This is a genomic window from Oscillatoria sp. FACHB-1407, from assembly GCF_014697545.1.
In the GTDB taxonomy this organism is placed as follows: domain Bacteria; phylum Cyanobacteriota; class Cyanobacteriia; order Elainellales; family Elainellaceae; genus FACHB-1407.
The window spans coordinates 71,260-92,409 of sequence record NZ_JACJSA010000002.1 but is presented as its reverse complement, the minus strand read 5'-3'; the positions used below and the strand labels follow the sequence as shown (position 1 = coordinate 92,409).

20 protein-coding genes are annotated in these 21,150 nt (G+C 50.9%); 12 read left to right on the top strand and 8 right to left on the bottom strand.

From position 1 onward, the window contains the following. The first annotated feature begins 21 nt into the window (after positions 1 to 21). Positions 22 to 1,539, top strand: coding sequence for a phenylacetate--CoA ligase family protein (locus tag H6G89_RS03640; RefSeq protein WP_190503935.1), 1,518 nt, complete (start codon positions 22 to 24; stop codon positions 1,537 to 1,539). 21 nt (positions 1,540 to 1,560) lie between these two features. On the opposite strand, the gene H6G89_RS03635 is transcribed toward H6G89_RS03640, so the two are convergent. The 4 genes from H6G89_RS03635 to H6G89_RS03620 form a co-directional block, all read right to left on the bottom strand. Next, positions 1,561 to 2,799: a vWA domain-containing protein gene (locus H6G89_RS03635; RefSeq protein ID WP_190503934.1), complete on the bottom strand. Its 1,239-nt coding sequence runs from the start codon at positions 2,797 to 2,799 to the stop codon at positions 1,561 to 1,563. A 184-nt stretch (positions 2,800 to 2,983) separates the two neighbouring features. Further along, positions 2,984 to 3,517 (bottom strand): REP-associated tyrosine transposase, encoded by a 534-nt coding sequence (locus tag H6G89_RS03630; RefSeq protein WP_190503933.1) that lies wholly within the window; start codon positions 3,515 to 3,517, stop codon positions 2,984 to 2,986. Positions 3,518 to 3,760: 243 nt separating this feature from the next. Further along, positions 3,761 to 5,782, bottom strand: a complete 2,022-nt coding sequence (locus H6G89_RS03625; protein ID WP_190503932.1) for a caspase, EACC1-associated type — start codon at positions 5,780 to 5,782, stop codon at positions 3,761 to 3,763. A gap of 5 nt (positions 5,783 to 5,787) precedes the next feature. Next, positions 5,788 to 6,162 (bottom strand): hypothetical protein, encoded by a 375-nt coding sequence (locus H6G89_RS03620; protein ID WP_190503931.1) that lies wholly within the window; start codon positions 6,160 to 6,162, stop codon positions 5,788 to 5,790. 439 nt (positions 6,163 to 6,601) lie between these two features. On the opposite strand from H6G89_RS03620, the gene H6G89_RS03615 reads away from it, so the two are divergent. The 4 genes from H6G89_RS03615 to H6G89_RS03600 all read left to right on the top strand — a co-directional run bounded on the left by H6G89_RS03615 (position 6,602) and on the right by H6G89_RS03600 (position 9,407). After that, complete coding sequence (locus H6G89_RS03615; protein WP_190503930.1) at positions 6,602 to 7,291, top strand: ATP-dependent Clp protease proteolytic subunit; 690 nt, start codon at positions 6,602 to 6,604, stop codon at positions 7,289 to 7,291. A gap of 19 nt (positions 7,292 to 7,310) precedes the next feature. After that, positions 7,311 to 7,979 carry an ATP-dependent Clp protease proteolytic subunit gene (locus H6G89_RS03610; protein WP_190503929.1) on the top strand — a complete coding sequence of 223 codons (669 nt, stop codon included), beginning with the start codon at positions 7,311 to 7,313 and terminating at the stop codon, positions 7,977 to 7,979. Between the two features lie 51 nt (positions 7,980 to 8,030). Then, a complete protein-coding gene (locus H6G89_RS03605; RefSeq protein ID WP_190503928.1) occupies positions 8,031 to 8,624 on the top strand; it encodes an ATP-dependent Clp protease proteolytic subunit in 594 nt (197 codons plus the stop codon). Between the two features lie 96 nt (positions 8,625 to 8,720). Continuing rightward, positions 8,721 to 9,407, top strand: a complete 687-nt coding sequence (locus H6G89_RS03600; protein WP_190503927.1) for a J domain-containing protein — start codon at positions 8,721 to 8,723, stop codon at positions 9,405 to 9,407. 40 nt (positions 9,408 to 9,447) lie between these two features. Here H6G89_RS03600 and clpS read toward each other — a convergent pair whose 3' ends face one another. Both clpS and H6G89_RS03590 read right to left on the bottom strand, forming a co-directional pair. Beyond that, positions 9,448 to 9,741, bottom strand: coding sequence for an ATP-dependent Clp protease adapter ClpS (clpS, locus tag H6G89_RS03595; RefSeq protein WP_190504341.1), 294 nt, complete (start codon positions 9,739 to 9,741; stop codon positions 9,448 to 9,450). Positions 9,742 to 9,939: 198 nt separating this feature from the next. Then, complete coding sequence (locus H6G89_RS03590) at positions 9,940 to 12,003, bottom strand: FAD-dependent oxidoreductase (protein WP_190503926.1); 2,064 nt, start codon at positions 12,001 to 12,003, stop codon at positions 9,940 to 9,942. 321 nt (positions 12,004 to 12,324) lie between these two features. On the opposite strand from H6G89_RS03590, the gene H6G89_RS03585 reads away from it, so the two are divergent. From H6G89_RS03585 to H6G89_RS03570, 4 genes are all read left to right on the top strand, one after another. Beyond that, a complete protein-coding gene (locus H6G89_RS03585) occupies positions 12,325 to 14,346 on the top strand; it encodes a protein kinase domain-containing protein (RefSeq protein ID WP_190503925.1) in 2,022 nt (673 codons plus the stop codon). A 239-nt stretch (positions 14,347 to 14,585) separates the two neighbouring features. Further along, on the top strand, positions 14,586 to 15,098 hold the full coding sequence (locus H6G89_RS03580; RefSeq protein ID WP_190503924.1) for a hypothetical protein: 513 nt from the start codon (positions 14,586 to 14,588) through the stop codon (positions 15,096 to 15,098). A gap of 64 nt (positions 15,099 to 15,162) precedes the next feature. Further along, entirely contained in the window at positions 15,163 to 15,834 is a 672-nt protein-coding gene (locus tag H6G89_RS03575; protein WP_190503923.1) for a L,D-transpeptidase, read from the top strand. Positions 15,835 to 15,896: 62 nt separating this feature from the next. Continuing rightward, positions 15,897 to 16,505 (top strand): glutathione binding-like protein, encoded by a 609-nt coding sequence (locus tag H6G89_RS03570; RefSeq protein WP_190503922.1) that lies wholly within the window; start codon positions 15,897 to 15,899, stop codon positions 16,503 to 16,505. Positions 16,506 to 16,676: 171 nt separating this feature from the next. On the opposite strand, the gene H6G89_RS03565 is transcribed toward H6G89_RS03570, so the two are convergent. Next, positions 16,677 to 17,495 carry a hypothetical protein gene (locus H6G89_RS03565; RefSeq protein ID WP_190503921.1) on the bottom strand — a complete coding sequence of 273 codons (819 nt, stop codon included), beginning with the start codon at positions 17,493 to 17,495 and terminating at the stop codon, positions 16,677 to 16,679. Positions 17,496 to 17,729: 234 nt separating this feature from the next. On the opposite strand from H6G89_RS03565, the gene H6G89_RS03560 reads away from it, so the two are divergent. The 3 genes from H6G89_RS03560 to H6G89_RS03550 all read left to right on the top strand — a co-directional run bounded on the left by H6G89_RS03560 (position 17,730) and on the right by H6G89_RS03550 (position 19,739). Next, on the top strand, positions 17,730 to 18,581 hold the full coding sequence (locus H6G89_RS03560) for an ABC transporter ATP-binding protein (protein WP_190503920.1): 852 nt from the start codon (positions 17,730 to 17,732) through the stop codon (positions 18,579 to 18,581). 164 nt (positions 18,582 to 18,745) lie between these two features. Further along, positions 18,746 to 19,234: an SMC-Scp complex subunit ScpB gene (scpB, locus tag H6G89_RS03555; RefSeq protein WP_190503919.1), complete on the top strand. Its 489-nt coding sequence runs from the start codon at positions 18,746 to 18,748 to the stop codon at positions 19,232 to 19,234. 139 nt (positions 19,235 to 19,373) lie between these two features. Continuing rightward, a complete protein-coding gene (locus tag H6G89_RS03550; protein ID WP_190503918.1) occupies positions 19,374 to 19,739 on the top strand; it encodes a DUF760 domain-containing protein in 366 nt (121 codons plus the stop codon). 83 nt (positions 19,740 to 19,822) lie between these two features. Here the strand turns inward: H6G89_RS03550 and H6G89_RS03545 are convergent, their stop codons facing one another. Next, positions 19,823 to 21,040, bottom strand: coding sequence for an HhoA/HhoB/HtrA family serine endopeptidase (locus tag H6G89_RS03545; protein WP_190504340.1), 1,218 nt, complete (start codon positions 21,038 to 21,040; stop codon positions 19,823 to 19,825). Positions 21,041 to 21,150 lie beyond the last annotated feature (110 nt).

The window sequence follows — 21,150 nt, the reverse complement described above, 5'->3', positions numbered from 1 at the left end:
CACTCCTACCCCAATCGGAGAATGGTTGAAGTGTCTGATCACACCCCGGTCACAGCCTCGCTTCAGGCATGGCAGTCCTTTCTGACTACCCCTCTGGAAACTACCCTACAACGCCATCGTCAGGTCAATCCTGAGACGGCTTTGTTGGCCATGTTTCAGCAGGTTGCGGCTACCGTTCCTGCCTACCAACGCTTCTTAAAAACTCAGGGCATCGATCCAGCCACGATCCAAACCTGGAAAGACTTTCAGCAGATTCCTTTAACGACTAAAGACAATTATCTGCGGCAACATTCTTTGGCGCAGTTGTGTCGTCAGGGTCAACTGGAGCAGTGTGACATGATTGCGGTGTCTTCGGGTTCCACCGGACAACCCAGCTTTTGGGCGCGATCGCTCCCTGACGAATTGCAAATCGCTACCCGATTTGAGCAAATTTTTCACGATAGTTTTCAAGCCGATCGCCACCGTACCTTGGCTGTGATCTGCTTTGCCCTGGGCACCTGGGTTGGAGGCATGTATACCACCAACTGCTGTCGTTACCTGGCGAGTAAGGGCTACCCCATCACCGTGATCACTCCCGGCAACAACCCGACCGAAATCTTTCGTGTGATTCAAGCCCTTGCGCCACAGTTTGAGCAAGTCGTTTTGCTGGGATATCCTCCCTTTTTGAAGGATGTAATCGATCGCGGCATGGCTCAAGGTATTGACTGGTCTGCCTACAACGTCAAACTGGTGATGGCTGGGGAAGTCTTTAGTGAAGAGTGGCGATCGCTGGTGAGTCAACGGTTAGGAGCCTCAGAGGTGTGTTATTCCTCCGCATCTCTCTATGGCACTGCCGATGCCGGAGTGTTAGGGAATGAAACGCCCTTGAGTATTGTGATTCGCCGTTGGTTAGCCGATCATCCAGATGCGGCGCGATCGCTGTTTGGGGAATCGCGTCTGCCAACCTTAGTGCAGTACGATCCCTTGAACCGCTACTTTGAAGTCCAGGATGGCACGCTGCTGTTCTCCGGAGACAATGGCATTCCCCTAATCCGCTACCACATTTCCGATCAGGGCGGTTTGATCGCTTACGACGACATGCTGAAATTCCTGGCTGAGTGGGGCTTTGATCCCATTAGCTCTCTCACCAGCGAACGAGGCAATCACGCCTTGCCCTTTGTCTATGTCTTTGGGCGATCGCACTTCACGGTGTCCTACTTTGGAGCCAATATCTACCCTGAAAATGTCACCGTTGGGTTGGAGCAATCTCCCATTTGTGACTGGGTAACGGGCAAGTTTGTCTTGCAAGTGCAGCAGGACGAGGATTTGAACGAGTTTTTGGCGATCGCCGTAGAACTTGCCCCCGGAGTCGAACCCGACGACACGAAACAGCAACAGATTGCCACGTCAATTCATTCCCAACTTCAGCGATTGAATAGCGAATTTGCCAACTATGTTCCGACTGCCTACCAGATGCCCGTTGTGACACTACACAACACGGGTGATCCAGACTATTTCCCGATCGGGATTAAGCACCGCTATACCCGCCCAAATCGGTGAGTTCAACCGAATGCTTCACCCCTACTGCAAAATTGTTTTGGACACAATTCGAGTCTTCTTGCGATCGCTCTCTGACAACTCTTCCCCCGATTGCAATACCGTTGCGCTCTTTTGCAACACCGTTGCCGCATTTTGATCGCCCATTTGCAGAGCTGTTTTTGCCGCCGATTGCAGCATGGTTGCGGCTCCAGCGCGATCGCCCTGTTGTAGTTTGACCTCCGCAATTTGAGTCTGGCGATATTTAGCGAGGGCTAACACATGCTGCTGTACCTGAGCATTAGGGTCTGATTGAAACTGGCTCAACACATTGGCATCCACAATAATCGTGTCAGACAGCAATCCCTCGCGATTCTGGGCTGGATCGTCATAGCGCACCTGAAGATGAGCGATCGCCTGTTTGCCTTCCGGTAGCTGACTGGCGTATAGATTAGCTAACACAACACGAGGCGTATCAATCATGAGATCGCCCAATCTCACCATAAATTGATGCCCTTCCTTCATCAGGGGTAGCTCAATCGTGTCGGGTACAACCTGGGCGATCGGCTTAAGTTCTGCCAGTCTCACGTAAGGAGCCAATGAGATCAACAGGTGTGCATTGGTTAATCCCACCGATTGAATCCGGCTAAACAAACGGCTAAACTCACTCACGGCTTCTTCCGGTTGTTGAATGTAGGACAGCGTCCCACCACCCGCATCTGCAATCTTCTCCAGAATGTCCTGGTTCCAGTGGTCGCCAAATCCAAAGGTATTGATGGTGAGGTTATAGCCTGCGGCAAGTTCCGCCAGTTTCAGGCAGCGATCGTTATCGCCATGCTCATTTTCGCCATCGGTCAAAAGGAACGCTTGCGAAATCGTGTCGCGTTTGCCCTTTGCCATCTCTTCGACACCCAATCGCATTCCTTCGTCGATCGCCGTACCCCCACTGGCTTTGAGCTTGTTGATCTCGACCTTAATACCAGCAGGGTTTTCAATCACCTGATTGGGAACGAGTACTTTTGCTTTGTGGTCAAACACCACAATCGAGATGCGATCGCCCGGAGACAAGCTATCTACAATTCGGTGGGCGGCTTGCTTGACCGTCTCCAACGGTCGCCCATTCATCGAACCGCTGTGATCGAGAATCAAGCAGAGATTGAGGGAAGCCGTACGACCCACCGAATCTGCGATCGCTGAAATGGAGACTGCCATCTGCCGTTGGCTACTCGCCTGGGCAGCGTCCAAATTGGCATCGTTCAGTGCCGCTTGCAGTCCCACCTTCATAGCTTCATGCTCCTAATCAAAAACCGATACGAATAATTTCACAGTAGCGTGATTTCATTTCGGAAGGATAGCAAAAGAGTGGGGAGTTGGCAGTCTAATGGGTAGTGTTTCAGATCTGTTCTTTCGTTTCCAGGCTCTGCCTGGAAATGCCGTTTTAGAGGCTCTGCCTCCGCCTTTTTCTCTTCTAAAGCTCTAGAAACACAATCGGCAAAAGCCCCTTCTGCTCGTGGTAGTCCCGGTAGCTAGAATAACGCCAATGCCCTGGATCATCCACATACCCTCTACAGACGGGATTATGATGCACATACTCTAATTTCTGCTGAAACATCTCTACCGTTAATAGGGCTTGCGGATGTGAACCCTCTTGCCAAACCTGGTAATCTTGCTCTAGTTTGTGCGCTTTTTTATAAAACGCGAGTTGAGTCAGCCAATGTGTCTTATTATTTGCCTGAAGCCAATCCACGATCGAACGGGCTGTAAATGATTTAAATGTCCTTATTTCTTTTGACAATTTGTTAGACGATGCAATCAGATGGAGATGGTTTTCCATAACGACATAGCCGTGTAGGGCGATGCGTTGGTGAGTGTGTAGAAAAATGAGGGAATCGAAAAGGATTTGAACCAGTTCCGGATTACTTAATAGGGGAAGCCAATTGACAACAGTGCAGGTTAAGAAATGAGGATGTTGGTCTAGGAAGCGGTAACGGCTACGTCCCATAGCGGTTTTGTTGGTTGAGGAGGAGGTAGAGTCTCACGATTAGCATTCCCAGACGTAGCCGCTACCTCAAACCGACAGCCTTTTCAGGCTCTACCTGAAAACGAGGGAGAAACAACTGCTCGTTCCTCAGGCTCTGCCTGGGAACATGATTTTGAGGCTCTGCCTCTTCTGAAATCAAGCGGCAGAGCCGCTACTTGAGCATTCCCAGGCGGAGCCTGGGAACGAGGGGAAAGAGTATAAAGTTTAAAGAGCCCTCGGAATAGAACAAACAACCCGAAAACCGATGAAGTTGAGACGAGAGTCGCGCGCGAACCAGTTGCGATTAGCGGAGCGGCAGTTCCTCGGATTGCTGCGCCACGAACCACCGCGCAGGAGGCGGTAATTTTTATTGTCGGTTGGTGCTATTCCCGTAATTTCCTCCGTCCAGGCGATCGCCCCATTCTGCTTTAGTTGCTCTGGTTTATTGGCATAGCTGTCATACCACTGATCGGCACACCACTCCCAGACATTGCCGTGCATATCGTATAGCCCAAAGGCATTAGCGGGAAAGCTACCGACCTCTGTTGTTTGCGATCGATACTCGCCTCCGGGAGCATTGCCGTAGGGGTAATTGCCATTGCAGTTCACTAGCTCGGTGGTTACGGTGTCTCCAAAATGGAAAGGAGTGGTGGTTCCAGCGCGACAGGCATATTCCCATTCGGCTTCGGTGGGCAGGCGATAGGTTCTGCCTGTTTTTTTAGAAAGGCGAGCTTCTACGAAGCCGTTGAGACGATCGCAAAACTCCACTGCTTCATCCCACGATACTTGCTCGGCCGGACGCTTTGCCCCTTTAAAGTTGGATGGATCGGGATTGAGATCAAACTTAACTTTGGGTAACTCTGCAACCTGCTTCCACTGAGCTTGAGTGACGGCAAACTTACCCAGCCAAAATTCAGGCACAGTTACGCGATGCTGAGGTATTTCCCAAGATATCCATCGCTCTACATCCTCCTGTTTTGCTCCATGCCGTGTGTATTCTTGAATAATAGTAGCGCGATCGCCATCTGCCGTCCCTATCAAAAACTCCCCTGCCGGAATCCTGGCCATGTCTAGCGTTATGCCATTGCCCAGGTCTTCGGCAAAAAAATCAGCCTGTTTGCGATCGCGTGGAGGGGAGGTGGGCTGGCTTATTTGTCCTGTCTCAGCCTGCTTGGCAGCAAGAATAGGAGCTTCGATCGCTTCAATATCCTCATCTCGCAGACTAAGAAGCTGTTGTAGCCGCTGTAACCCAGCGCGATCGCGTGGCGTTAACGGAAATCGATGGGCGATCGCACCAGCAAACACTGCTCGATAGCGATCGACTTTGGCTTGACGTTGGCGAAAGGGTTCTAGCTCCTCATTTTCAATGGCGGTCGCAACTTCTATCGACAAGCCCAAGCTACGCTGCAATTCAAACAAATATTCACGATTGATAAAAGAGAAATTACCTTCATCTTCTTCGGCTAACTGTTTGACTTGTTTGCGATATTTCAATTGCGGATCATCTTTAGGCGACTTTGCCAGCAGGATTTTGTAACCCTCCTTCACTGGATAAAACTCTGGTGTCATGGCAGGAGCTGCTTCCCTAACCTTACTGCTGGCATAGGTATGCAGTTCGTCTGCCGCAATCCAACCATCGTCATCCTGGTCTGCCCCACCTGTGCGAATGCCCTCCACCAAATAGTGAGTGTAGACTGACAGCTCCAGTCCTTCTTGCGTTAGGGCATATTGGGTCGAGGTTGAAGCGGTGAGAATGGCTCTGCCTTTGCCGCCCAATAATTGTTCCAGGTTAACGCTGCCACTGTCTTTCGCTTTAACGCCTTTGGCAAAGGCTCCACTAAAGCAACTGTCGAGAATGATTACCTGCCGCTGCGATCGACTTTGCTCCATCCAACCTTGTACTGATCGCGCCGCCACTGCTGTTGGAGGCACCAATTTTCCCTGATCTTTTCTCGTTGAGCGGCTAGCAAAGTAAAACTCGCTGCTATCGTCCAGCACACCATGCCCAGAAAAGTACAACAACACTAGATCGTCTTTTTGACGATTAGCAAACAAGGTATAGATTGCCGTTTCCATTGTTTGCCTATCAGGGTTTTGTAGCACAGTAATATCTGCTGCATTAAACTCACCCATCTCTGGATGGGCTAACACCTCTTGCAGAGCCACCACATCCTTAACCGCAGATGGCAACGGCTCTAGCACTGGTTCATACTCGCTGACCCCAATCAGTAACGCGATCTTGCTCATGTCATCTAGCCATCAATAAACTCTTTGTCAGCTTGGATGGCAGCAGTTAACTCTTCACGGCTACTGGCTTTCACAGACAGCTTCTTACCGTTACCTTCTACTGATAGCTCAATCGGTTTATTGCCCAGGCGATCGCCCAGAAACCCCAGTAATTTTGCGGCATTTGCAGGATTCACCTCGGTGGTCAAAATACCCATCAAAAAACTGGCGATCGCTTTATTGCCTTCCGGTGGATTGGGATCAGGCACGCGATCGACCGTATTAATTTCATCCAATTCCTTCAATTCAGCGATGAAGCGTTGCGTCTGCTCCTCGCGTTCGTCCAAATCGAGGTCAGGGTCAATAAAGGCGATCGTCAGCTTGATGTTACCAGAGGACATGGTAGTTAATCAGGGTGTTAGAAGCTTTTTAATCCAATTATCCTCAGATCAGCAGAAAATAACCAATACCCAGGAGAAATTGATAAACGAGATCGAGTCAAATTTGTTGAGCAGCTAATAAACTCCATGTGTGACTTTCTCCTAGCTCCCTGGTCTCTGTAATAGAAAATCCAACCCCTTTTTAGGATGCTCAACAAGAGACCGGGGAGATCAACCTTTTATTCGGACAGACGCGATAAATCGCGCCTCTTCTCTTTTTTATCCTTCATCCTTTATCCTTTCTTCTCTTTTATCCTTCATCCTTCATCCTTTATCCTTCCTCCTCCTCCCTCTGTTCGGATACCCCTAACTGCCCAAATCCAAAAGCGACTCTAGGTTCACGCTACTATGTTAGAAATAATGCCATTGTTTCAGGCAACTGCCCAGGCGGTTTGAATCTATGAGTTCAATTAAGGCTGTTCAATCGAATTACTATGGTGGGGATGCCTACTACCGGACTCCCCCACCTGATCTCCCTTCGCTGCTTTTGAAGGAGCGTATTGTTTACCTGGGGTTGCCCCTCGTCTCGTCCGATGACTACAAGCGTCAGATGGGGGTCGATGTCACCAAGCTGATTATTGCTCAGTTGTTGTACCTGCAATTTGACGATCCTGAGAAGCCCATCTTCTTCTACATCAACTCCACAGGCACTTCCTGGTATGGCGGAGAGGCGATCGGCTACGAAACAGAAGCTTTTGCCATTTGTGACACGATTAACTACATCAAGCCGCCCGTCCATACGATTTGCATCGGTCAAGCCATGGGCACAGCTGCCATGATCCTGTCGGCTGGGACCAAAGGCTTTCGCGCCAGCTTGCCCCACGCCACAATCGTGCTCAATCAACCCAAGACAGGATTTGGACGCAGTCAGGCCAGCGATGTTCAAATTCGGGCGAAAGAAGTTTTGGCGAACCGAGCCGCAACCCTTGATATCTTCTCCAAAAATACGGGTCAGTCCCCCGAAAAACTTGCTAAAGACACCGATCGCATGTTTTACCTGACCCCACAGGAGGCAAAGGAATACGGGCTGATCGATCGCGTTTTAGAAGGGGTTAAAGATCTGCCGACTCCCGTTCCTTCATTGATCTAACCTGTTTGAGAGCATTGCTATGCCTGTTGATGATATTTTGCGAGTCCCGTACAACATTCCCGGTAGCCCCTACTGGCAATGGATCAACATCTATACACGGCTGAGCCAGGAGCGTATCCTGTTTCTCAATCAGCCCCTGACCGATGGCGTGGCGAACTCACTCATTTCTGGAATGTTATATCTGGAGTCGCAAGACCAGAGTAAGCCCATTTACCTCTATATCAATTCTCTGGGCGACCCGATCGCCGCAGGCATGGCATCGGTAACTGCCGGAATGATTTCGATCACGGCTGGACTGGCGGTGTATGACACGATCCAACACATTAAGTCAGAGGTGTTGACCATCTGCTTAGGGCAAGCAGTCGGGATGGCAGCTCTCATCCTGGCATCGGGTTCCAAAGGAAAACGTGCCAGTCTCCCCCATTCCCTGATTGCTTTGGAAACACCCAAACTCGGCACTCAGGGGCAAGCTACGGATATTCAGGTCAATGCTGCTGAGATGCTGGAGAAGAAGGCGTTAATTTTGGATATCTTCTCCCAGAAGACAGGGCAATCGGTTGATAAAATTCTCAAGGATACCGATCGCACCTTTTATATGTCTCCTCAAGAAGCGAAGGAATATGGCTTGATTGACCGGGTTTTAGAGAGCACCAAAGAGCTACCCAAGCTCGCCAGTACCCTGTCTTGAGACAACGGCTACTCCTTCCTATTCACTACACTCCTTACCCTCCTTAGAACTATGCCTATCGGTATCCCCAGTGTTCCCTATCGCCTTCCAGGTAGCTCCTATGAGCAGTGGATCAGCATTTATGAACGGCTCTTTCGGGAGCGCATTATCTTCCTAGCAGAAGAAGTCGATGATGGCATTGCCAATGCGATCGTCGCCTATATGCTCTATCTCGATTCCGATGACTCCAGCAAGCCCATCTACCTCTACATCAACTCACCCGGTGGCTCTGTCACCGCAGGGATGGCAATCTACGACACGATGCAGCACATCAAATCCGAAGTGGTGACGATCTGTGTTGGTCTAGCGGCTTCGATGGGTGCGTTTCTGCTCGCAGCAGGTAGCCGTGGTAAGCGGTTAGCTCTACCCCACTCACGCATCATGATTCACCAACCGCTGGGCGGTGCACGGGGTCAGGCGACTGACATCGAAATCGAAGCTCGGCAAATTTTGCGGATGCGGAGCGAACTCAACGAAATGTTGGCGCACCACACGGGCAAAACCATTGAACAGATTCAGAAAGACACCGATCGCGACTATTTCATGTCGGCTGACGAAGCCAAAGAATACGGACTGATCGATCGCGTAGTCGAACAGACTCCCTAAAGATCAGTTTCAGAGTGACATATTTACTGTTCGAGCTGTTAATTTTACGTAGGAGATGGCAGAATTTGGAATGATTCTGCCATTTTTTCTCAGCAAATGAACCTGGCGGACTGTTATCGATTATTAGGGTTGAGGACTGGCGCGTCTTATGATGAGATTAAAGCGTCTTATCGGCGTTTGGCACGGCAATATCACCCGGATGTCAATCCTGATAATCAGCAGCAGGCAAAAGAAAAATTTATTCAACTGAGCGAAGCCTACCGAATCTTGATGGAGGCGGTTCAACCCAAGCAAACTTCTGATGAGAAGGGGAGTAAGGCAAAACCGAAATCCACCCCATCGGCTGCCTCATCATCAACCTCTTCCAAGACGCGATCGCCTTCCCCCTCCACAGCTAAATCTGCGGCATCTAAATCACCAGCACAGGTCAAAATCACGCGCAAAGCTCCGCCGATTGAGCGCAACCCTGAGATCTCGCAAACGGACTATGACCTCAAACAAAATTCCTATGAGCAGTTGCAACGGTTGTTACGAGCACAGCGTTATCCTAGAGCGATCGCCCTGGTAGAGGGGTTAGCGCAACGCTTGCCCAACGACACCGAAGTGCGGCAGTGGCAAGCCATCACCTATCAACGCTTTGGGCGACATCTGGTAGACGCCAAGCAATCGGAGAAAGCCCGGATTTACCTCAAAAAGGCTTTGCGCACCGATCCCCACAACAAAGCCCTGTGGTATGAGGTCGAGCGAGATTTCCGCCGCATCGAGCAGATCGAAATTTATTAGGAAGTGCTGAGGGCTGAGGGAACCACCTCTTGTCCAATACCTACGCCTGTTCTAACGGAGCCATCGTCAACCCGGCACGGCTCAACTGCATGTGATAAAGCTCTGCTGGCTCTTGAGGACCGACCCAAACCGTCGCCTGCCCCTCAAAGTGAACCTGATTCGTTAGGTCCCAGGCGCGATCGCTTGTCATACAGGGAATATATTTCATCAAACACGCAGCAACGTGCTCAAAGGTATTGAAATCATCATTTAACACGATGACTTTGTAGTTGGGATAAGGCTTGCGAGTCACTTGGCTAGACTTATCGGGAGCCACCGTGGGCGCAGTTGCCATTGCATAGGTTGCTACTTTTACCGTCGTCATAAGCAATTGATCTAAAAGCGACTTAACAAAAATACATCAATACTCCACCTTATCAGTCTAACTTGAAGTGAGGAGTGAGGGAGTAGGGGAGGGAATTGCAACCCATCACTCCATCACCCCATCACTCCCCATTCCTTTTATCCCTTCTTCTTTTTTCCCTTCCCGCTTCTACTGCCACCCTTCCCACGACTCATTAAACACAGATGTATTGGGGAATGCTGTGGGGTTGCCTTGCTGCTGGAGTCGTTGCTGCAATACCTCCAGTTGAGGCTCTCGTGATGGCAGTTGATCCACCAGTTGGTAGGGCAGGATGCCCTGTTCCAGGGCAAAGGCAGCCGTATTTCCGGCAGCAGATCCCGATGACCACTCAAAGGAGTGAACCCGATAGGCAGCCGCCGCAATATGACTGGTGGCAATGCTCTTGCCTGCAACCAGCAGGTTATCAATCTTTTGGGGAATCATAGCCCGCAGTGGAATCTGGAACGGATAGGCGTTACCTGCTCCGCGCCGTTCACCCGCCCGCTCAGTGTTGCCAGGAGCTTCTGGTGGTGACAGGGTCATGCAGGGGTGAAAGTCGATCGCATAGTGCCCAATACCAACGGAATCGGGATAGATAGTCGATCGCGTCCGTCGAGTTGCCTGCTCAATGGGTCGCGTCCCACCGACAATTGAGGTTGCCTCTAATCCGGCGATCGCTATCAGCAGACTTCGATACGTGTTTGGGGCAAGTGTCTGTTGGTAATAGGGATCCCGATAGTCGCGACGCGAGATGTCAATCTCCCACACCATAAAGCCCTGGGAATAACTGGAGGTCGGACGACCGATAATTCGCCGACCCTCTCGCATGTAGGGATATTTGGATAGCCCGTGAACTGTCCCCATGGGAGAATTCAAGCCACTGAGATAGCGGTTGTTGGGGTGGAGTTGTTTTACCCCTTCACCCAGTTGAGAGTCGGTCGTTCCCGCCACCAACCAGTAGAAGTAACCCAGTGCATGTTCTTCGGCTCTGCGGAGGGTTTCCGTCCGTAACCCACCCGTCCAGCCATTAGGCGAGAGTTGTCCCGTCGCCTGGAGTTGGTCACGGCTGTAGACCAGGTTGTCCTGAGCGGTGCCCGGTCGATAGTCATTGCCCCACGTCCAGTTCTGCATGGAGATGTCGCCCGGATTCACCTCATAGTCCTGAATCGAGCGGCGACCCTCTGGTGGTTCCTCTGCACTGAAGATGCGGCGGTAGGTAAACACCAACTCAAAGTCGGCTAATCGGGGCAACTCGTAGCTGTAGTAGGGCTGATATTGCGGGTAGAAGGAGGGCATGACATGAGTTTGCGGCTGTTCGGTCGCCTCCATCGCAAAGGTGTAGGTGAAGCCCTGGGTGCAGTAGGGATCGTTCGTCGAACTGGAGGACGAGGGTTCCAGGTGCGATCGCGCATCAATGCCCAGACGATAGGGCACATCGGCTAAGGCAATGATTTCACCTGTCTCAGTTGCGTCGATCACATACCACTCGGCGGGTCGTGGCTGTTGCGCCTGATTGCGCGATCGCCTGGGTTGCTGCGGCACAAACCGAATCACGGTCTTCTCAAATTGAGCCGAATCTTCGTAGCGATACCAATCCTCAATGGTTTGCGACAGTGGCAACGTATTGAGCGGAGGCGCACCTGCTGCTGGGCGATGTTGAATGGCGATCGCCCCCTGAATTTGCGAACCGGAGCTATCCAGCGTCTTAATCACCGTCGAGGGAAACCACTTCAGTTCACCTCTGCCCTGTCGCGCTGCATCCCGCAGGATGTCATACAAAATCTCGTGCCCATCCTCTGGCATGAAGCAGGTTTCGCTCACCCAACAATCTCCAGGGTCGGTTTGACGATAGTGACGTTGAATCCGGTTCCGCAATTCGAGATAACCGCGTGGATAAAAGGAGAGCGATCGCTGCGTTGGGCGTTCATCCAGTGCTGAGGTGCCTTGAGATGAAATCTGTCCACCCACCCAATCGGTAATTTCAGTCAGACAAACCGTTCGCCCTGCCAATAGCCCCTCATAGGCAGCAGCAGCTCCCGCCAATCCTCCACCGACTACCAATACTTCACAACTGACTTCTCGATCGGGGATTTGATAGGATTGCGCCAAGACAGGCGATAGAAGGGGGTCTAACAACGCAGCACTAATGCCAATGCTGGTCAGCCAGGTTCTATGACGCCGGAGAAAAAGATTACGGAGATACCGATGCAGCATAAATGGCAGGGGTGTGTGGGCGATCGCTTTTCAGGATGAGTGAATCAGCAAATCTGCCTCAAACGAAGAAAAACGACTACTTAGCTTAAGGCTTCTGATAGGGCTACACTTCATCCCAAAGGATGAGCCAATAAGTCAGAACCTGCCTCACGCTCTATACCAGAGCCACATGAAAAGAGCCAAAAACAGATCAGTTCCTGCGTTCTTTTGAGAAAAAATTCTTGAAAGGGTTGGATAATCTACCGTTTAACCTTCACCTTTGAATCGAAACTGGTGAAAATGATAGTTAATATGGTTAGAGTTGCTGTTATTTGGGCTTAGATGGCAACCCTAAAACCAGGCAGTTTATTAGACAGACGCTACCGTGTGGTTCAAACTCTAGCAAAAGGAGGGTTTGGACAAACCTACATTGCTGAAGACACTCGTCGTCCCGGCAACCCCCGTTGTGTTGTCAAACATCTCAGACCCGCCAGCAGCGACTCCAAGTTCCTCGAAAACGCCAGACGTTTGTTTTCGACTGAAGCCGAGATTTTAGAGAAATTAGGCACCCACGACCAGATTCCTCGCCTGCTTGCCTACTTTGAAGAAGAGCGAGAGTTTTACCTCGTACAAGATCTCATCGAGGGACACACCCTCACCCACGAGCTACAAATGGGGTATCGCTGGTCTGAAGCGCAGGTCTGCCAACTGCTGCGGGATGCCCTCAGTGTTTTGGAATTTGTGCATCAATGCGGGGTAATTCATCGGGATATCAAGCCCGAAAATTTGATTCGACGACAACCCGATCAAAGGCTGGTGCTGGTTGACTTTGGCACTGTTAAACAGATTCGCACACAACGCTCAAACACAGGACAATCCAACATTACGATCGCTGTCGGGACACCGGGCTACATGCCCACCGAACAAAATCACGGCAAACCTCGACCCAACAGCGACCTCTATGCACTGGGCATCATCAGCTTACAAGCAGCAACTGGGCTGTTGCCGGGGCAGTTGCAAGATGATGTCGAGACGGGAGAACTAGTCTGGCAACCCTGGGCACAGCAGATCAGACCCGATCTGGCTGCCATTCTCGATCGCCTGGTGCGCTATCACTTCAAAGATCGCTATCAGTCAGCAACCGAGGTGCTGCAAGCTCTCGATGAGCTATTTACACGCCATCCGGATTTGTTGGCTGAAGTCGAGTCTCACGCTCCACCAGACGTTGCCTCCATGAGTGCGGCTAAAGCTCTCCGGTTGAGCCAACCTCCATCTCCACTGGCTCCCGCGCCCAATGGAGGCGTTACCAACCCAGTCATTGCTACAGACTTAGTCCGTCCATTAGAAACATCCGTCACCAACTTAGCCAACCCATCCCAACCGTTGATGGCAGTAACACAGCTTGAGGAGGTCACGGAGGATACGCCAACTGTAATATCGGGGCAATCAGCGCAATCGGGATCACCGCCATCGGGGCAACCCGCACAACCCGTCCAGTCTGGGTCTGGTGCATGGGTGAATGGAGGTACAACATCACCCCCCTCAGCAGCATCACCACTTGAAGATGCAACCGTTGACCCATTTGAACCACTGCCAGAAGAACAAGTGCCTGAGAAGGTTGTGTCTACGCCCGTGGTCATGCCTCTAGACCGACCTGCCGCTATCTCGCCAGTTACGCACCCCCTTCCCCCGACTCGCATTGACCCTGACCCACTTTCATCCACGTCAAAGACAAAGGGGCGATCGCCCCTCTCCCTGGCTCGCCTGACCCATCAACCGGCCTGGCTCGGTATTGGCGCGGTGGTAGCCCTCATCATCGGCATCCCCGCCCTGTTTAGGGTCTTACCGATTGGGCACCCCTCACTGGTACAGATGACCGGGTTGAGGACGGTCTTCACTCCGGCGCAGCAGTCTTTGTCAAAGGTGTTGTTGCTCAATCTGCCCTGTCAGGCATTTCAGCCCAAAACTCAACTCGTTAATCCGCTGATCTACCCGGATGGCACGCAGTACTTTGGCAGACTACAGGGAAACTTGCCGAGCGATCGCCAGGGAACGTTGCTCTTCCCCAATGGCAGTCGCTATGACGGGGGATTTCAAAACGGCGAATTTAGTGGTTGTGGTCAATACACCTATCCTGCAAACACAAACTACAGCAATTATCTTGGACAATTTCAAAATAATGCTTTTAATGGATTAGGAACCCTCTCATTTGCAGGGGGCGATCGCTATATCGGTGAGTTTCGCAATGGCAGATGCCATGGTCAGGGAACCTTTATTTCCGCCAATGGGGCTCTCAAGCGAAGCAACTGGCAAAACGGCAACTCCGTTGACGGAGACGTTAATTTGAGTTGTATTCGCGACTAGTGCGTTTGTGTAGCTGTAGCCGCATTTGATGAGGCAAAGGCGAGTCAAGAAGCTCTCTCAGAATCAATGTTTGAGCATTGTCCTTGTCCTAAACTGGCTGATCAAAGCGATATACTTCGTGGTGTATCTTCCGCTCGAAATACGTCTCTAGAAACATAGCTCTTAAAATATTTTCAGCGTATTGTTGACAGCATAATTCTGACGCAGCCCTTACCTGAGTGAAGAGGAGTGAGCAAAGTATGAACAAGGAATGGCTTCAAACGGTGAGTGGGGCTTTTGTTGCTGCTGCCACAGTCTTTGGTATTGCGGCTGGCACCCTGCCTCAGTTGACGTGGAGGATTCAACGCTCTGTAGCCCAACCCATTGCACAGGGCACGATTCAAACGCCACCAACCACCACGCCAACCACTGCTCCAACCACTGCACCGACGATCGCTCCAACCACCACACCAACGGCCACTCCCCTGCAAACACCGCCAACTGCCACTCCAACGGCTTCTCCGACAACGGCTCCCTTTCCCTCTCCATCCCCAACGGCAACCGCTACTCCTCTGACGACTCCAACAGCCACCCCAACGGCTTCTCCAACGACCCGCACCCCAGCTGCACCTCTGACGGCTCCCCCGACGGCTGCGCCTAACACAACACCCAATACTGCACCTCCAGCAAATCGTCCGACGGCATCTCCAACGACCCGCCCCAGTGCTGCACCCAACACGACACCAAACCGATTCCCGCCAGCCCGGTGGTAATTGTCCTTAAGCGGCGAGTTTGTAGTGATCAGAGTATTGAGGTAGGTTTCGGTTTTAGAGTGCAATGAGGAGTCGGCAGTTTTATCAGTTGTTATTCACTGGTTTAGTAGGGGCGATCGCCCTGGTTTCGTTTCAGCCCAAGGCACAGGGGCAGGCAGCCTTCGCAGGGTATGTTGACAGTCCTCAAGCCATAGATTCTCAAAGCGTTGGCTTGCAAGACAGTCGCGCTCAATCTGATTTACCCAACAATCCTGCTCAGATTAGCCGCTCCAATTTCGTGCTTCAGCCACAACTGCCTGTGCTGGAGGTGCCACCGCTGCGACCTGACCTGCCAGATCCATCGCGCTATGAGTTACGACTCGTGTTGCGGTTAGGCGAACGGCGTGTCTACGTCTATCGTGGCAATGAACCGCAAATCAGCTATCCGGTTGCTGTGGGCAGAGAAGGATGGGAAACCCCCACCGGAAACTTTCAAGTGATGGAAATGGTTACTAACCCCGGTTGGACAAACCCCCTGACACGAGAGCTAGTTCCCCCCGGTCCCACCAATCCCCTCGGTGAGCGGTGGATTGCCTTCTGGACAGATGGCAAAGATTACATTGGCTTTCACGGCACTCCCAACCGAGAATCTGTCGGGCAGGCTGTCTCCCATGGCTGCATTCGCATGTTAAATGAACATGTCCGTCAACTCTACGATATGGTTACTCCCGGCACTCAAGTGATCGTGATGCCTTAAGCAGAGCTTTACGTCATTCCCATAAGATTTCACTTGAGCAATTTCACTCACAACCCATACTCATGATTGATCTCTACACGTTTACGACTCCCAATGGGCGCAAAGCATCGGTGATGCTCGAAGAGGTGGGGTTGCCCTACCAGACTCATGTCATCGACATTCGTAAAAACGACCAGTTTACGCCAGAGTTCGTTGCGATCAACCCCAATAGCAAAATTCCGGCGATCGTCGATCACGATGCTGACATCACCGTATTTGAATCGGGTGCAATTTTGATTTATTTGGCAGAAAAAACAGGGCAACTTCTGCCTACTGAAGCAAAAGCCCGCTTCAACGTGTTGCAATGGCTGATGTTTCAGATGGGAGGTGTAGGTCCGATGTTTGGACAACTCAACCACTTCAAAAAATTTGCCCCTGAACAGATTCCCTACGCCATCAACCGCTACGAAAAGGAAACGCTGCGCCTTTATGGGGTGCTCGACAAGCAATTGCAAGACCACGAGTACATCTGTGGGGACTACTCGATCGCTGACATAGCGACTTACCCCTGGGTTGCCATCTACAACTTTCAGGGTTTAACGCTTGACGAGCACCCCAACCTCAAACGGTGGGTCGAAACTGTAGCAGCCCGTCCTGCCGTGCAACGCGGGATGAACGTACCACAGCTATAGCGATGAGGGATGGAAGATAAAGGATGAAGGATAAAGGATAAAGGATGAAGGATAAAGGATGAAGGATAGGGGATAAAGGCTAAAGGATGAAGGTCAAAGAACGAAGGAATGAAATCCTTTGAGCAGAGTACTTTTTATCTTTCGTCCCTTATTCTTTATCCTTGATTTTTCCTACATCATTCCCGTCACGATGCCCCAGAAGGAGCGTTCAAAGTTGTCTTCGGTGACGTTTACTGGCATTTTCTTGCCCCAGGAATAGACATCGAAGCTGACCCGACCATCTTTTACCTGGACGTTGCCCAGGAGAGCGACCCAGTGGTTGGGCAATGAGAGGGGCATATCGGCTTCAGTGGTGGATGCGGTGCCGAGTAAGCCCTGAGCCGTAATCAGAGCAAACCCAACTCCCCCCAGCTTGACGATATTGTTGGCATCTCGCAGGGCAAACAAATCGCCCTTACGAAAGGCTGTGCTGTAGTTGATCTGGTTGTAACCCAGAATTTCAGAAGTCCAGCCACTCATCTCCCAGGAAAAGCTCATGCCGCTCAGGTTACGGATGATACTGGGGGCATCGGGGTCAACTGGAAAAATCAGACTTTCGGCCTGTCGCAGGGTCGCCAACACCATCCAATCGACTTGCCCCATCAGCAGATTGCCTTTGCTGGAGTCTCGCAGGCGATCGGGCGCAGGAATGGTCTTGGTCTTGCCTTTCAGGGAACCTTCCTCAAACAAGCTGCGACACATTTCGACATAGCGCAGGGGTTGTTTTCGCACTAACTCAAACAAAACGGAGGTAGGACCACAAAATGGCTGTTGTCCTTGATTGATTTTGAAGGGGTCATTCACCCGCGATCGCATCTCCGCCAAAATCGTTTTTTTGTCGAGGTGTTGCCACACACCCGGTTTAGACGACCCCTCAAATTTGGCGATCGCCTCTAGTGCTTGTTGAGTTGCAGCCGATTTAGATGAACCAGGATTACTAGATGTCGTCATGCGTAGATGGGAAAGAGAGCTAGATTTAAGCGTAACAGGGAGAATTAATAGAACAAGTGAATGCAATGCTTTGCAAAACTCAGTTTCATTACCAAGCTGCGGCTGATAGATGTCACAACACCGCTTGAGGATTCAATTCCATACGGAGCACGGATCACTTTTCTGTGCTCTCTTGACCTTCCGCTCTAAATTCTGTTGTACCGTGGAGTTAAGATTTGTTTTCGATTTCATATCATGACCGTTGCGATCGCGCTGCAAAACGTTCACAAGGTTTACAATAACACCCCTGTTGTTAACGACCTGAGCTTTTCTATTCAACCGGGTGAGGTGTTTGGCTTGTTGGGTCCCAATGGGGCAGGAAAGTCTACCACCATCCGCATGTTGACGACTTTGACCAAGCCAACCCAGGGCGATATTACGATTTCTGGCTATGACGTGGTGCGTCAGCCCTTTCTCGTCAAAAAACAAATTGGGGTGGTGTTGCAACAAACCAGCGTTGATGTAGATCTGTCGGTGTGGGAAAACATGGAGTTTCATGGACGGATGCATCACATCCCCAATCCCCAACGACAGAGGGAGATCGATCGCTGGTTAGAGTATGTCGAGCTAGCCGATCGCCGTAACGATCTGGTGAAGACCCTCTCCGGTGGGATGAAACGTCGCCTGCAAATCGCTAGAGCCTTATTACATCAGCCTCAAATTCTATTTCTCGATGAACCCACCGTTGGGCTAGACCCCCAGACTCGCCGCCGCCTTTGGGAGATTATTAAGGGACTCAACCAGCAGGGTATGACCATCCTCCTGACAACCCACTACATGGAAGAAGTGGAATATCTGTGCGATCGCATCGGCATCATGGACGGTGGCAAGTTGATTGAAATTGGCACCCTGACAGACTTCCGCCAAAAGCACGGCGAGGGGTTGGTGATGAAACAAGCGGGCGATCGCTGGGATTATAAATTCTTCCCCACGATGGACGAAGCCAACACTTACCTGGAGCAGCAGCCCAACAAAGCCGGAATGATGGTGCGCCCCTCCAATCTGGAAGATATCTTTGTAGAACTCACAGGACGAAACTTAGACTAAAAACGCTTGAATCATGACTCTTTGTACGGGCGAATGGCGATTCGCCCTTGTCTGTGATGTAATAACTGATTGCCTCACAGTACGTTACGCTATCGCTAACCGCATCCTACATTCCACCCTTGACCCCTTCACTTTTCTATCCTCTGCCTCCTGCTTTTTCCCTTATGACCCGTCTCGCGAACACGATTGAAGCCATTCTCTATCTCAAAGCCCAACCTCTGCCGATCGCCAAAATTGCCGAGTTTGCCCGGTGCGATCGCAAAGCGGCGGAGGAGGGACTAATTGAGTTGATGAACGACTACGCGCATCGGGAAACCGCGTTAGAGGTGGTTGAGACGCCAGAGGGCTATTGCTTACAGTTGCGTGAGTCGTTTCGCGAGTTGGTCAATTCCCTCGTGCCGTTAGATTTAGGTGTTGGGGCATTAAGAACGTTAGCCGCGATCGCCCTCAAAGGACCCATTACCCAAACCGATTTGGTCGAAATTCGAGGGTCAGGGATTTATCAACATGTCCCAGAATTGGTGGAATTAGGACTCGTTCGGAAACGGCGGAAAGCGGATAGCCGATCATTAGTCCTTCAAGTGACAGATAAATTCTACCAATATTTCCAGGTTGATAAATTGCCTCAACCCTTTGATAGCTCTACATCTTAATCCAGATTGAGTTACTTTTTTTAATGCAAATCAGTCGCCCAAAAGGTAGATCAATCATGTTCTGAGTAAGAACACTGGTCACACTAGCAAATATAAATGTAACAATAGGTCTAATCAGTTAAATATACATAGGGCTTCTATGGTCTTTAACCCTGACAGCGCCGACTTTTTCAGCAACAGCACTGAGAGTACTCAGAGCAACCAACTGTTGAAGTACCTTCAACATCAGTCACCTGAGATTTTAGAGAGAGTTGCTAGGTCTGTTAGCCCAGAAATCAAGCAGATTATTTCTCAAAACGTACAAGGTTTGGTTGGAGTTCTGCCTGCTGAAGATTTTGGAGTGCAGATCACAACCGATCGCGACAACCTGGCTGGTTTGCTGGCTTCCGCAATGATGACAGGTTATTTCCTCCGCCGTATGGAACAGCGGATGGAATTAGAGTCTAGCCTGACAGGCTCAAGTTCCCTCAATCGCGACCCTCAAAGCGACGACTTTGAGGTCTAATCTCTGTCTCTATTGAAATAAAGGTTGACTGGGCTAGGCGATCGCCCAGTTCAACCTTTTGTCTTAATTTGGCAAATTTCACATTAATTGTCTGGATTGGCAGGCAACGTTCCCGGACGCACTTCAAGGGTTTGCGTCTGCCCATTGCGGTTGACCTCCATCGTCAACACCTCACCAATCGTGCTTGACTCAACCTGCTCTTGAACCTCAGAGGCGGTTGTTACTGCTGTTCCGTTTACCTTTAAGATCACATCCCCATTCTGTAGACCTGCCTGAGCCGCAGGCGTGTTGGGGAGCACTTCAATAATCAACACCCCCTCATCCAGGGTGACTTTAAAACCAAACTTGGTGGAGTCCTGGTTAATTTTGTCGCGCAGGTTAGGCGTGAGATCCACCATTTGAATCCCCAGATAGGGATGCTGCACCCGACCATTGGAAAAAAGCTGTTCAGTGATACGCTTAGCGGTTTCAATCGGAATGGCGAACCCTAGCCCCTGGGCGTTGGCACGAATGGCGGTGTTGATGCCGATCACCTCGCCGCGATCGTTGAGGAGTGGACCTCCGGAATTGCCGGGGTTAATGGCTGCATCGGTTTGAATAAAGCGCACGCGGCGATCGGGCACGCCCACCTGAGAGCTAGAGCGACCCGTCGCACTGATGATGCCTGCGGTGACGGTATTGTCTAATCCAAGGGGGTTACCAATGGCGATCGCCCACTGACCTGGAATCAAATTCTCTGAGTTCCCCAGAGTCACCGTTGGCAAGTTAGTTGCCTCAATTTTGATCGCTGCCACATCAGTGACGGGGTCTGTGCCTACAACTTGCCCCTCAAACTCGCGCCCATCCTTGAGTGTGACGATGACCGTATCGGCTCCTTCAACCACATGGGCATTGGTAACAACGTGACCATCCGCTGTGAGAATAAACCCAGACCCTGTTCCCTGTTCAACCCGCTCCTGAGGAGGAATAGGAGCCTCATCCCCAAAAAACCGTCTGAAGAAAGGGTTTTGCAACGGGTCAGGCACTTGTCCGGTCACCGTTCGCTCGGAGTCAATTCGCACCACCGCCGGACCCACTTTTTCAACCGCATCTGCAATAAAGTTGGGGTTGTTTTGCACCACCACTGATGTTGTTGGTAAGGGTTGGGGTGGCTGTGCTGGCGGCTCAAGTGCGGCGGAAAGGACGGTGTCTTGACTAGGGCGGTTTTCAGCGTTGAGATAGTAACCACCTGCTAACCCAGCAGCACCACCGGCCGCTAATACTGCTGCATAAATACCCAGTTGCTTGAAAGACATGCCAATGGTTTCTTTTTTCATAATAAGTCGGGGCAATCGCAGCAATGGTTTCCTACCATGCTAAAAAAAGTCATTCTTTAAAGAAGTGTCTTTACAGACCCCTCTATTTTAATTGA